Annotated in this window: 9 protein-coding genes; 1 reads left to right on the forward strand and 8 read right to left on the reverse strand. The window is 47.0% G+C overall.

The genetic code is table 11. The features are described 5' to 3' along the window. Positions 1 to 57: 57 nt before the first annotated feature. The 8 genes from hemL to lpxK form a co-directional block, all read right to left on the reverse strand. Positions 58 to 1,350 (reverse strand): glutamate-1-semialdehyde 2,1-aminomutase, encoded by a 1,293-nt coding sequence (gene hemL / locus ACYVE4_RS23885; protein ID WP_461042770.1) that lies wholly within the window; start codon positions 1,348 to 1,350, stop codon positions 58 to 60. Positions 1,351 to 1,437: 87 nt separating this feature from the next. Further along, on the reverse strand, positions 1,438 to 3,216 hold the full coding sequence (locus ACYVE4_RS23890) for an ABC transporter substrate-binding protein (protein ID WP_461042772.1): 1,779 nt from the start codon (positions 3,214 to 3,216) through the stop codon (positions 1,438 to 1,440). 99 nt (positions 3,217 to 3,315) lie between these two features. Further along, on the reverse strand, positions 3,316 to 5,169 hold the full coding sequence (gene yidC / locus ACYVE4_RS23895) for a membrane protein insertase YidC (RefSeq protein ID WP_461042773.1): 1,854 nt from the start codon (positions 5,167 to 5,169) through the stop codon (positions 3,316 to 3,318). A 140-nt stretch (positions 5,170 to 5,309) separates the two neighbouring features. Beyond that, positions 5,310 to 7,016 (reverse strand): CTP synthase, encoded by a 1,707-nt coding sequence (locus ACYVE4_RS23900; RefSeq protein ID WP_461042774.1) that lies wholly within the window; start codon positions 7,014 to 7,016, stop codon positions 5,310 to 5,312. A 280-nt stretch (positions 7,017 to 7,296) separates the two neighbouring features. Next, positions 7,297 to 7,938 carry a gluconate 2-dehydrogenase subunit 3 family protein gene (locus ACYVE4_RS23905; RefSeq protein ID WP_461042775.1) on the reverse strand — a complete coding sequence of 214 codons (642 nt, stop codon included), beginning with the start codon at positions 7,936 to 7,938 and terminating at the stop codon, positions 7,297 to 7,299. Positions 7,939 to 7,977: 39 nt separating this feature from the next. After that, positions 7,978 to 9,723: a GMC family oxidoreductase gene (locus ACYVE4_RS23910; RefSeq protein ID WP_461042776.1), complete on the reverse strand. Its 1,746-nt coding sequence runs from the start codon at positions 9,721 to 9,723 to the stop codon at positions 7,978 to 7,980. Positions 9,724 to 9,833: 110 nt separating this feature from the next. After that, the gene (locus tag ACYVE4_RS23915; protein ID WP_461042777.1) at positions 9,834 to 11,873 is read right to left on the reverse strand and encodes a putative porin; all 2,040 of its coding nucleotides are present in this window, start codon (positions 11,871 to 11,873) and stop codon (positions 9,834 to 9,836) included. A gap of 51 nt (positions 11,874 to 11,924) precedes the next feature. Next, complete coding sequence (gene lpxK, locus ACYVE4_RS23920) at positions 11,925 to 12,989, reverse strand: tetraacyldisaccharide 4'-kinase (protein WP_461042778.1); 1,065 nt, start codon at positions 12,987 to 12,989, stop codon at positions 11,925 to 11,927. An 83-nt stretch (positions 12,990 to 13,072) separates the two neighbouring features. Here lpxK and ACYVE4_RS23925 point away from each other — a divergent pair, with 83 nt between their 5' ends. Then, positions 13,073 to 14,185 carry an o-succinylbenzoate synthase gene (locus ACYVE4_RS23925; protein ID WP_461042779.1) on the forward strand — a complete coding sequence of 371 codons (1,113 nt, stop codon included), beginning with the start codon at positions 13,073 to 13,075 and terminating at the stop codon, positions 14,183 to 14,185. The last annotated feature ends 13 nt before the right edge of the window (positions 14,186 to 14,198 follow it).

Genomic DNA, 14,198 nt, shown 5'->3' on the forward strand with positions numbered 1-14,198 from the left:
AGTGATGAGTGATGAGTTGGCTGCCGCACTTAGTAAAGGCAAGTGTCAGCCAACTCATCACTCATCACTCATCACTAGTTTGATACTTTCTGTATGTGCCTGAATAATTTGATCGACTAAGTCATCCGTTAAGGCAACTGAAAGGAATAGACTTTCGAATTGTGAGGGGGCCAGATAAATGCCACGATCGAGCATAGCGTGGAAATAGTGTCCAAACAATGGCAAATTACATGACTTTGCATCCGAGAAATTGGCAACTGGTCGATCCGTCATAAACAAGGTAAACATCGAACCAATATGGTTGATGGTGTAATTCAGACCTGACTCGATCAGACCGGTTTGAAAGCCCGATACTAATTTCGCTCCAATCTCTTCCAGACGTATATATACTTCCGGATGGTCGTTCAGATAATGCAGCATGGCCAAACCCGCCGACATAGCAATTGGGTTCCCGGATAGCGTGCCCGCCTGATAAACAGGTCCGGCAGGAGAAACCTGATTCATAATATCAGCACGCCCACCGTAGGCGCCAACGGGCATTCCCCCGCCAATGATTTTCCCCATCGTTGTCAGATCAGGTACGATACCAAAACGTTCCTGCGCTCCGCCTTTTGCTAACCGGAATCCCGTCATCACTTCGTCGAAGATCAGTAGAACTCCATATGTATCACAAAGTGAACGAATACCTTCCAGAAAACCGGGCTCAGGCAATACGCAGCCCATATTTCCGACTACGGGCTCCAGAATGATAGCCGCTATCTGATTCTGATTGTTCAAAAGCAGCGCTTCCAAAGCAGCTAAATCATTGAACGGGGCTGTCAGCGTATCAGCCGCCGTCGCCTTCGTCACACCAGGACTATCGGGGGTACCCATTGTCATGGCACCACTCCCGGCAGCAATCAGAAATGAGTCGCCATGCCCATGGTAACAGCCTTCAAACTTGATGATTTTGTCACGACCTGTAAAGCCTCTTGCGACCCGAATAGCGGCCATGGTCGCTTCAGTGCCCGAATTCACCATACGTACTTTCTCTACAGAAGGCACCATTGAGGTAATCAGTTCGGCCATTTCAACTTCTTTCCGCGTCGGAGCACCGAACGAAAACGAATGCTGAATGGCGTCGCGAACGGCTTTTTCGACTGGCTCAAACGCGTGGCCCAAAATCATCGGCCCCCAGGAATTGATCAGTTCGATGTACTGCCGACCGTCTTCGTCGTAGAGATAAGGACCTTTAGCCGATTTTATAAAAAGTGGAGAACCTCCTACAGCCCGAAACGCCCGTACAGGTGAATTTACTCCGCCCGGAATCAGCGTTTTAGCTTTTTCAAATAACTGTTCGCTCGTTGTCATTTTTTGAATGAGCGAATGAGTAAACGAGCGAAGGAGTGTTAGTCATCTGTAGGACTTCGCTCATTCGCTCGTTTACTCATTCGCTCGTTAATTAACTTTCACCAACCTTCCTTCATCGTACTTAACAATGGGGACGATCTGATTTTCATTGGTTTGCGTATAGTCGAATCCAGATAACAGGTAATCATCGGTATCGGAACGCAGAGCACTCCGGTTTCGTCCCGATAAATTGTTTTTTGCCAGTTGACGACCGAAAAACAGCATCATATCATACCCTTCGCTCGCAAATACGGATGGAATTGTGTTCCGTTTAGCCACGTACTGCTCCTGAAAACTAACGACAGGTTCACGAGTCGCATCAATAAAATCGGGATACAGCAAGTAAAGCTCACGACGTGCAAAAGTTGATCCCGGTGTTTGGTAAAAATCAAACGCTGATGCCGTAGCCAGCATGGGCGCACTCACCCGACGACGATTGAGCGCGTCGAGCATCCGACTCCCTTCTTCGGCATTACTACTCGCATAGAAAACATGGCCCAGAGTAATGGCAGGTGCCTGTGTGGTAGAAACCGGACGGGTTGTAGCGGGAGGAACACCGGGAAGTTGCATGGCCTCGGCCATTGCCTGGGCTGTACCACTCAGTTTTCGGACGTCAACAACCTGATAGTTCTGCTGTTTGAGTTCGGCTAAATAAGCCATTGCCAACAACGAATCCCGTCGGGACGAGCCAAAATATACGGCGGCCCGACGAGCCCAATTCAGGCTACGAGCCTGATCCGCCAGCTTGTGAGCCTGCTGATTGAGCGACGGTTGTGCTAAAAAAGAAAAGGGTTGATTGGTAACTAATTCACTACTGGTCGCAATTGGATTTAGGAGTGCAATATTTGCCTGATTGGCATAGGCCGAGGCAATCCGGTTGGGTTCGATATAAAGTGGTCCGATAATCAAATCCGTTTGCGCAAACGCATGGCTATTGACTAACTCGAGTGCTTTATTCGCGTCGTTATCCAGGTCATACGCGAACAGATTAACCGTTATGCCTTCTTCCTGCAATTTGGCTTTTGCCATTTTGATCCCATCGTACAAATCAAAAACGTACTGATTTGACCGTGTTTTCTTATCAGCCTGAAAGTCATTCAGTCGAAACGGAAACATAACCGCAATATTATAGTACCCTTTTGGGCGCGTGTTCCGGGCAGGCGTCGCTGGGCGATTTGTCGATGTCTCAGCTGTGGTCATCGCCGTAGGTTGTGTAGCAATCACACCGGGCACACCAAATCGATTAGTTAGTCGATCCGACAATTCCAGATCATCTTTGTCAGTAGCCGTTCGCTGAATTAGATCAATTAAACTAAGACCAATAATGCGATCGCTAGGATAGTCTTTATTCAACTGTTTCAGGCGATTCAAATCGGTAATCCGGGGAATAAATACCTGCTCGAGTTTCGTAATATCGTTTCGGAAGGCAGCATCATTAATATCCTGAATCGCTTTTAGAGCTTCTTCGTATTGTCCACTCTCCATCGATGCAGCCGCCAGTAAGTAATTGGCGTCGCTCATTTTCTGCCAATTTGGAAATACTTCGACTAGCTGCCGGAGCATCTGCCGAGACTGGGTAAAATTTTTCTGCCGGAAGGCAGCCAAAGCATAATAGTAGTTCGCATACGGAGCCAGCGATCCGCCCTGCTGAATAATCGGATTCAATTCTGTCTTCGCCCGTTCGAAGTCACCAGCCAGTACACGTTTTACGGCTTCGTTATATCGTTTCTGCGCTCCAGATGATACCTGAGCCTTGGCTGATTGCAGCACCAGAAACCCTAGCAAACCAACAAATACTGAGTTAACCCAACCTAATTTCATGGCCATGTTTTTTCAGGGTAATGCACAAAAGCAACGCGAAGGCGTTGCTTTTGTTGCTGATAGCCGAGCCTCTTAACTACATGTACGAGAACGACCAATGGCTGCTTATTTTTTAGACTTCGCTTTACGTTGCGCTTCTTCAGCCTGTTTGCGAGCTTCCTCAGCAGCCGCTAGCTGACGTTGTAATAATGCCTGAAAACCACCGGGTTTCTTACCCTGCCCAGATGCATTTTTCCGGCGATTTTCGTCCAGCACCGCTTTAATTTTATCTTCATCCACAAACCGGCGAATGAGTTGCTGCTGAGCAATCGTCACCACGTTTGACACCAGATAGTAGAACGTCAGACCAGCCGGGTATGAATTCATGACAAACATAAACATCAACGGGAATACGTAGCTAAGTGCTTTCATATTCACCGGTCCTGGCTGCGTTGGCGTTGTCTGGTTATTGTAGTACGCATACGCAATTTGCGATGCCGTCATCAAAATCGTAAACAGGCTCAGGTGGCTACCAATGAAGGGAAGCGTTGGAAACGTAATAATCGCGTCATACGTAGACAAATCACCCGCCCACAAAAACGGTTTCTGCCGCAACTCAATAAGGTTCGGGAAGAGCATGAACAACGCAAACAGGATCGGCATTGTTGCCAACACAGGCACACAACCGCTCAGCGGGCTCACGCCTACTTCCTGATAGAGTTTCATCTGCTCGGCCTGTTGCTTCGCCATGTCATCCCCTACTTTCTCCTTCATCTCATTCAGTTCTGGCTGCAATACCCGCATTTTCGCCATACTGATGTAGGATCGGTAGGTTAACGGTGTTAGAATCAACTTCACGAACACCACCAGTGCAATAATCAGCAAACCGTAGTTGGAAATGAAGCCCTCCAACAAATTAAATACTGGCACAAAAAAGTACTTGTTTACCGGCTTTAAGATAGAATAGCCCAAATAAACATTCCGATCGAATTCTGGTGCTACATCGCCGAGTAACTTAAATTTATTCGGACCGTAGAAGAGTTTGTACTGACCTTTTCCGCTTTTTACATCGGCAATCGGTAGCATTACGTCAGCAATAGCCGTTTTCACCACGCTGGAATCAGTAGGATCAACCAGCGTTTTGAACGTCGCCTTTGGCATTGGCGCATTTTTGTCGATAAATCCAGACAGAAAGTACTTGTGCTTAATAGTGAACCACTGAACAGGCTCTTCCAGAACCGCTTCCTGATTGCTTTCTCCCTCGGTTAAGTTCTCGAAGTTTTCATCGGCAGTCAGGTAATTGATAGTAGCGGCCCGGCGATTGTTCGACATGTCGTTTTCGTACTGGCGCATCTTGTCTTCCCAGTAAAACCGAATGTCGCCATTCCCGACCGAATTGCTCAGACCATTCAACTTCAGGTCATAATCGAGGGCATATCCCTCAGCAGGCAAGGTGTACACCTGCTCAACCGATTGGCCCGGCGCTACTTCTGCCCGAAACGAGATTTGTTGAGATTGGCCAGCTACAGTGCCGTTCTGAGCAGCTGTCTGATAATATAGTTGATGCAGATTGACTTTCCCCTGACTGGTCGGTAATTCCAGAATGGTCCGACTGGTTTGTTCATCAATCAATACCAGCGGTTTCTGGTCATAGGTCTTGTAGTTTTTCAGAATTACTTCTTTTACTCGACCGCCCAGCGTGCTAAAGGTAACTTTGAGGTCCTTATTTTCAACAACGATGTCGCGGGCTACTCCGGTTGCTGCCGATGCAAATTCGCCAAATTGAGCTCGGGCAGCGGCCGAATCCAAGGGTTGTTCAGCTTTATTAATTGCAGCTTCAGCGCCAGAAGCCGATTTCGGTTTCGTGGTTTGAGTTATTTGTTCCGGCTTCTTTTCGGGCGCGGGTTTCGGCACCAGCAGCTGGTAACCGACCAGCATCGCCAGAATCAGGACAATGCCAATTAGTTGATTACGATCCATTTACTTAGGTTGAAGTTTGATGTCTGAAGTATGGCGTTTGATGTTAACTAACACATTTATAGCTATTGTATCAGTTAACATCAAACGTCATACTTCAGATGTCAAACTATTTTTCCTCAAAATTACGGTAATTCGGGCGGTTAATCAACCACGTCGGCAGTTTCTACACGGGCGGCTTCCAGATCGGATGGAGTGGCTGGTGCGGCTTTCTTTTGTTGGTTGTATACGAGTGCAGCCTTAACAAACTGAACAAAAAGCGGGTGGGGATTCATTACCGTGCTTTTCAGCTCAGGGTGAAACTGTACCCCCACGAACCATGGATGTGTTTCCTGCGACAATTCAACAATTTCAACCAGTCCTGTTTCCGGATTGATTCCGGTTGGACGGAAGCCAGCTTTTTCAAAAGCCTCTAAGTAGTCATTATTGAATTCATACCGATGCCGGTGGCGTTCACTGATTTGCGTTTTACCATAGATACGGTGTGCCAGCGAATCTCGTTTGAGTTTACAGTTATACGCACCGAGACGCATGGTACCTCCTTTATCGGTAACATTTTTCTGTTCCTCCATCATGCTGATAACCGGATTAGCCGTATGTGGCTCCATTTCGGTTGAATGAGCATCGTCAATTCCCATTACGTGTCGGGCGTACTCGATTACAGCCATCTGCATACCTAAGCAAATTCCCAGAAACGGAATACCATGTTCACGAACGAAACGTACCGCATTAATTTTCCCTTCAATACCCCGTTCGCCAAAACCCGGCGCCACTAAAACGCCATCTAATTGACTAAGTACATCGGCGCAATGATGTGCATCAACTAACGTTTCGGACTGAATCCACTCCAATTGTACCTTACATTCATTAGAAGCGCCTGCATGAATAAACGATTCAGCAATCGATTTGTAAGCATCGTGCAATTCGACGTATTTACCAACCAGGCCAATCCGAATTACATCGCCCGGATTTTTAAGCCGAGCCAGGAAGTTTTTCCAGGCATCCAGATCCGCATCTTTGTCGTTGTAGAGGTCCATCATGTACAACGCCCGCTGATCCAGCCGTTCTTTCTGCATGAGAAGTGGTACATCATAAATCGTCTCGGCGTCGATGGCTTCGATGACTGAACTGACCTGCACATTACAGAAGAGCGCAATTTTCCGGCGAATTTCCTGCGGCAGCGGATGTTCGGTTCGGCAGACGATAATATCAGGCTGAACACCATTCTCCAGCAACATTCGAACAGAGTGTTGTGTCGGCTTGGTTTTTAACTCGCCCGCCGATTGCAGGTATGGAATTAAGGTCAGGTGAATAACGAGTGTATCGTGTTCACCCAATTCAAATTTCAATTGCCGAACCGCTTCCACGAACGGCAACGATTCAATATCGCCCACGCAACCGCCGATTTCGGTAATCACGATATCATACTCGCCGGTTTCGCCCAACAACCGGATATTTCGCTTAATTTCATCCGTGATGTGAGGAACGACCTGAACAGTTTTTCCCAGGAAGTCACCTCGACGTTCGCGAGTGATCACATTGTTATAGATGCGGCCCGTGGTGATGTTGTTTGCCTGTGAAGTCGGTCGATTCAGGAACCGCTCGTAGTGACCTAAATCGAGGTCGGTTTCAGCGCCATCGTCGGTGACGTAGCATTCGCCATGCTCGTATGGATTGAGTGTACCCGGGTCAATATTGATATACGGATCGAATTTTTGAATTGTTACCGTAAGTCCCCGGGCCTGAAGAAGTTTGGCCAGTGAAGAGGCAATAATACCCTTGCCAAGTGATGAAGTTACCCCGCCTGTAACAAAAATGTATTTCGCGGATTTGGGTCCCGTAGCCGCCATGTCTTTAACGTGTTTTGGTCGTTACGGGATGTAAAAGTACGAAGTTTAAAGCAGAAATGAGCGTATGGTTGCCGGAAAAAGTTGGTAACTTAGACTAATGCGCTACTACTCAACCGTATACTACGTTTAATTTATTTTTAAGAAATTGAACTGGATAACAATCACCAAAACCGCCATAGGATAACTAGCTTGTTTACCAAACTAAAAATAAAAATCCCCCACAACCTGTTTGTTTGGTTGTGGGGGATTTTGTCATCCTGGCGTCAGGATGACAAAAAGTTTATTTTTTCCACTGTTCTATTTCCCGATCTTCGTAGGCCAGGCCGTACTGTTTCAGAACATCTTCAGGTACGCCATCCCATTGGTTCGGAACATTACCGACATAGCCGAGGTCTTTAATACCCATCTGACTGGTGTAAAAACCACTAGCTGTCATATTTCGCATCATAGAGAAGAACGAAGCCCCTTGCGACAATTCTGGCTTCACTTTACCTGGGTAGGCAATCTGATCAACCAGTTCGAGCTGTTGCGCTTTGGTGCAAAGGACAAACTGTTTGCCATAGCGTTTTACACAGGTATTGTCAAGCCATTTGATGCCTCCACGCATGGGTGTCTGGTTGCGAGGCTGATCTTTCATCATAAACTCGATGAAAGCCGGAACCCCCGCCTGTGATGCACTTCCTGACCGTTCATCGGCTGGAATAATAATATCCGACAGCACGGTAACGGTCTGCAATTCATGGGGCGTAAAGAATTTTTCAGCATTAAGCTTAGCATCGCGCTCCGCTTCAAACTTCTGCCGCCCCCCCGGGATTTTCAAGGGTTTCGTATCGGGTGGAGCTGGAACAGCAGCCTCGACTGGAGTAACGGCCAGGCCAAAACCAGTTAGGGAAAGTGCTTTTAGGGAATCTCTGCGTTTCATAGTTATAAAGGCTTTGTGTATCGTACGACACACAGAGGTTTAGATGTTTTTCTTTTTAACCTGATCAACTAAATATTCGCTTGTCCGCATGGACGATGCCAGAATCGTCCAGGTTACGTTTTTATCTCCTTGTGATGGGAAAGGAGCTGCATCCACTACAAACAGGTTTTTCACATCGTGGGCCTGTTGATAGCCATTCAGCACCGAGTTTTTAGGATCTTTACCCATACGGGCCGTACCGACCTCGTGAATAATCAGGCCAGGAGCCGCCAAACCGTAGTTGTTCGATGCATCAGGTTTAGCTCCTAAGGCAATACCACCCATCGAGTGAATGATTTCTTCGAAGGTATCCTGCATATGTTTCGCCTGCTTGATTTCGTAATCCGACCATTTGTAGTTGAATCGTAAAACCGGAATACCGTATTTATCGACTACGCTTGGATCGATTTCGCAGTAGTTACTTTCGAGAGGAACCGGCTCACCGCGACCCGCCATACCGATGTAGGCCCCGTAGAATCGTCGGTAATCGTCTTTCAAACTTGCGCCATAACCACCACCGGGTTTCATTTTCCCATCACGAGCGGCAATCATACCGTTCATGGCTTCGATACCCCAACCGAAACCGTAAGCAGGCATTCCCATACCACCCCAATATTCGATGTGGTATCCACGGGGAAAATCTAATTTCTTGTTATCGAGCCACCAGGGGGTAAAGACGTGCATACCGCCAACGCCATCTTCATTATAGCGCTTGCGATCCATCAACGCAGGAACAAACGCAGACCGTGACGCACCTGTTGAGTCGTTTATGTATTTTCCGACAACACCACTGCTGTTAGCTAAACCTGTCGGGAACCGGCTCGATTTCGAATTAAGCAGCAATCGGGCTGTTTCACCAGCACTAGCTGCCAATACGACCGTTTTCGCCTTAACTGTAATTTCCTGTAAGCTTTGTGTATCGACGTAGCTCACTCCGGTAGCCAATCCAGTTGTTGGATCGGTCAGGACTTCGCGTACCATGGCGCCGTTGATCAGCGTAACGTTTCCAGTTTTCATGGCTGGTTTTACCAACACCGACGAAGACGAGAAATCGGCATACGCCTGACAAGCCCGGCCGCACTGGCTACAGTAAAAACATTGTCCACGTTCATTATTGATCGGTTTGGTCAGAATCGACAAACGAGACGGAATCACTGGGATACCAATGCTACGGGCTCCTTTCCGAATCATCAATTCATGCAGTCGTGGCTTTGGCGGTGGCAGAAAGATACCATCCGGTTCAGATGGCATATTCTCTACAGAACCAAACACCCCGATCAATTTATCTACCCGATCGTAAAAAGGCTTAATATCGTCGTAACCGATAGGCCAGTCTTCACCGACTCCCGTCATACTTTTCCGTCGGAAATCGTCCGGAGCAAAACGGAGCGAAATCCGCCCCCAGTGGTTTGTACGTCCGCCGAGCATCCGAGAGCGAAACCATTGGAAGTCAGACCCTCTTACGTTCGTATACGGTTCTCCTTCAATGTCCCATCCACCCCAGGCAGCATCAAAATCACCGAAAGCGCGGGTGGTACCAGCACCACGACGGGGCGATTCCCAGGGCCATTTTAGTTGAGTAATATATTTAGGGTCAGCGGGGTCGAAATAGCCCCCTGCTTCCAGCAGCACGACTTTAGCGCCAGCTTTTGCCAGCGTGTAAGCCGCCATGCCTCCACCCGCACCAGAGCCAACTATAGCGACATCATACTGGACAGGTGCTTTTTGAATTTGAAAAGAATCCATGAAGAAAACTACGATTTATCGGTTTTGGCCAGACAAATAACCTGAATATAGCATTAAAAGCAAATTAGAGACAAAAATACCCTTCATTCTGACAACAAACGGTGAGCTTATCAGTCAAACAAATACCAGTCGAATCCGAAGGCAAATCCTCGACGCATTTGCAGGAAATCAGGCGCGACAAAATAGCCAGGTCCCTGAGTAAGACCTTGGTTTGCATGCGTAAGCTTCACAAAAAGCCGGGTTCGATTCACACGCAGATTAGCATACAAATCAGCCAACACATACCCTTCTATATTATTGGTCAGGTTCTGAAGGTGGAACTGCTGGGTGAGCGGCATATACGCATCGGCGTAGTACTGTGACTTGTAATGCAAATCAATTCCAGTCTGGATATACAATACTTTGGAATACAGAAATTCGTACTGAATTCGAGTATTAATAAACAACGGTGGAATTCGAATAACATCTGGCCCATCTTTAACGGTGTAATACGCCAGCCCAGATACTAAAAACTTACCAAATTGAAGGTGATACCCTAATCCGGGCCGTAGCATACTGATCGGCGACGATTCCTGTCGAACAAAGCCGTCCGTATCAAAATAGACGTAATTTTTTAGCAAATAATAGTCGAGACTAGGCTCAATCGCCAGCTTTCCATACCGAATGTTTACTTTCCCGTAGGCATGCCAATAATCGCGATTGACGAGCGGGGGCAATCCGGCTGATGCATCCGGCCAGTTATATACCTTACTCTGAAATCGACTTTGTAAGAGTGTCGGCTCAACTTTTATGTACTCACCACCAGCCGTTAGGAATTTACTTTCAAACTTTCCAGACAGTCGAAAACTTCCTTTTCTGCCGCTCCCGAATTCTGTCTCAGCCGTTAATCGAGATAAGCTATCGGGGAAATAATAGCCTAGCCAGCCACCCAGAAACGTTTCAAGTTGTGAGGTTCCGTATTCATTAAACGCAGTCCGATAGGTGTTATATAATGTCGTCTGTTTGTAATTCCGAACACGTAGATAAGCCCGATAATTGAACGAAGCGCCTTTATACTGCGCAATCCCTTTGATGCCTATTTGATTTTCCAGTAACCGAAATCGAGCTTTCTGAAAAAGGCGGGACGTATCGCCGATAATGACAGGATAAAACCGTCGAATGGCATTCGAAGCTGCCAATAGCGAGTCGTTTTGATTCAAACGCAGGGTATCATCCTGATAGAAATTCTTATGGGTCTGATAATCGAATCGGTGATACACTTGAAATCCTTTATCCAATACATATTGATGATAAGCATGCCAGTCGTTGCGAATTTCCCACCCATGCGGTCCCTGCACCTGTGAACTGGTAACGAGGTTATTGGCACTGCGTAGGCGGGCATTACCTTCGTAGTTATACACGATGACTGACCCATCTGCATTTTGCCCTGGCAACACGCCCCCCTGCTCATCGAGGCTGTGGTTCATGTTGTTAAAATGAGCCAGCAGAATGTATTTATCGTTTTTTGACCGGTAGTTGGTATGTAATAGAAAAGCCCAGTTCTGCGCCAGCAACTTAAAGGGATCATTATTACCACTCGTACCAAACTGTTTCTGGGATGTAAACCGTTGCACGTTAAATCCGATATTCCAGCGCTGGGTAATGTTCTGGGCCATATCAAAACGCAGGATATTCTGATTATTGCCGCCGAGAGTCAGGTACATATCAGTAAACGGCGACTTCGTATTAAAATATTTTACCCCCATCGTTTGATACGCATACGGGTCAAATACATAATAGCCCGACTGGGCGCCTAACTGCTGTGGCACTGGTAGAAAAATTGGCCGAATAGGTGTTCCCAGCGTACCCAGATCCTGGTATAAATTCTGACTTCGCTGCACGTAGGTATACCGATGGCTTTCGTCCATCGTTGTATCCATCGTGTAGAGCTTTTCACGGTTATTAAAAATATCGTCCTCCAGCACGTACCGAGTCGATTTGGGGCCATAGATTACTTTTGTCGAGTCATCGATCCCATTAACGCCGGTCGTTGAGGTAGGCATGGCCTGTCGACCGCCAAAACCCGATGGCACACCACCAGGAAATTGCTGGGCCAAACTGCTGCCTGTCAGACTAAGTAGAAAGATTAAAAGAAGAAAACTCCGATTCATTAGGTCAAAAGTACGCCAAAACGTCAGATAGCCGAAATACACTAAGTACTCTTAACGATTTTTAAGCCGATTTGCGGAAAGTAATTCCATAAATTCCGCTTCCTGATCGGACAAAAACTGAACCGCAACCGGCAGATAATAAAGCGGCCAGATAGTCCGTTCGTCTGGACTAAGTAACTCATCAAGTTTTACCCAGTCTTTTTCCGTAGTCAATAGAGCCGTATCAGGAGGTAGGCCAGCCATCATTGATTCGAGATCAGCGCGGGTATATGCATAATGATCGACAAAGCGCTTATGGTTAATCAACTCAAAAGTCTGCCGAACATGATATTCCAGCGGATCAGCATTAGCCAATCCCGACACCAAAACTACTGCTTTTAGAGTAGTCGTGACCTGGTGCGTAGCAAACGAAACTGGATCACCATACGAAAGACCGGCAAATAAAATAGGCGTCTGAGCGATCGTGTATGGGCGAATTCGTGCAGTAATCCGTTGCTGTTCAGTGTCCCACAAATTCATGGGGCATTTGGTCACGACAATTACATCGGCCCGTCGGGCTCCTTTACGACGTTCGCGCAAACGCCCGGCCGGAAATGGAAAATCGTCATAGATGGGTCGATTATAATCCATTAATAAGATGGAAAGATGAGGTTGAATAGCTCGATGCTGAAACGCATCATCGAGCAAAACCAAATCCGTTTCCGGATGCAGTGCTACCAATGATTGAATCGCTTCGACCCGGCGTTCGCCCACACAAACCCGAATGTGCTGACCAAATTTGCGATATATCTGAAGGGGTTCGTCGCCAATGGTATCGGCTGTATCAGCTGGGGTTGCCACGCGAAAGCCAGTTGTCTGGCGGCCATACCCACGGCTTACGGTCGCAATTGTGCCGAACGGGTTTAATTGGGTTACCAGAGACCGTTTAATCAAAAATTCCACCATTGGCGTTTTTCCTGTTCCGCCTACAGTTAAATTACCTACGCAGATAGAATAAACTGGGGACTTCGTTGATTTTAATAAGTGCTTATCAAATAACCAATTACGAATTTCCACGACTAATCCATAGAGTCCACTCAGCGGTAAGAGTAACCATTTAATGACCCAACGTTCCATTAATATTTTCGTAATATTGCCTTTCTGAGCGATCAAAAGTAGTACTTTTAAGGCTGGTTTAATTCCTGCCCCCTTCCTTTGCAATGAGTTTAAAAGCCGACTTCATACCCTATACGTTGCATTTTCGCTTCGAAGCGGGAACGTCGCGCGGCACACTCACCCAAAAAACATCGTACTTTATCCGGCTCTTCGACGACACAGATCCATCCATTGTCGGTTATGGTGAATGCGGACCTTTAGTAGGCCTGAGCCTCGATGACCGGCCGGATTTTAGTCAGCGGTTAACCCAGTTTTGTCAGGAGTTTAATTCACTAGATCTTCAATTGTTTAGCTGGAACGTTCCGATTGTTCTGAACCAGCTCATCAGCCCGCAATTTCCGAGCATTTTATTTGGCTTTGAAACGGCGATGCTCGATTTTCTGTCGGGTGGTCAACGCCTGATTCATTCCTCTGATTTTACGGCTGGACAACGCGCTATTCCAATTAATGGGCTCATCTGGATGGGAAATCCAACGTTCATGCGGCAGCAGATTGAAGAAAAATTACAGGCTGGCTACACCACGTTGAAGCTTAAAATCGGTGCAGTGGATTTTGAACAGGAGTGCGACCTGTTGGCCATGCTTCGGGAACGATTTACGGCTGATCAACTCACAATTCGAGTGGATGCCAACGGTGCTTTTCATCCTGATGAAGCCATGAAAAAGCTGGAACGCCTGGCTTCCTATCAGCTACATTCTATTGAGCAGCCCATTCGTGCCGGTCAGGTTGATTTATTAGCCGATCTTTGCCGGAGCACTCCCCTAGCGATTGCTCTTGATGAAGAACTGATCGGGCAAATGGAATATGTTCACAAGTTCAGGCTATTGAAAAAAATTCAGCCTCAGTATATCATCCTTAAGCCAACACTGTTGGGTGGTTTGCGTCATTGCGATGAATGGATCGAGCTGGCTGGGCGATTTAACATTGGCTGGTGGATAACATCGGCACTTGAATCGAACATCGGCCTCAACGCCATTGCGCAATACACCGCGCAGTTCAAAAATTTACTACCACAGGGTTTAGGAACGGGGCAACTGTATCACAACAATATTGATAGTTCGCTGGTTGTTGAACATGGCTGTTTGCAGTATGATCCAAGTCGTCACTGGAACCTTAATCCACTGCTGGTCAATCAATCAGGCACTGCGCTTCCTTAACCTAAATTCGCTC

It is taken from the genome of Spirosoma harenae, assembly GCF_054776975.1.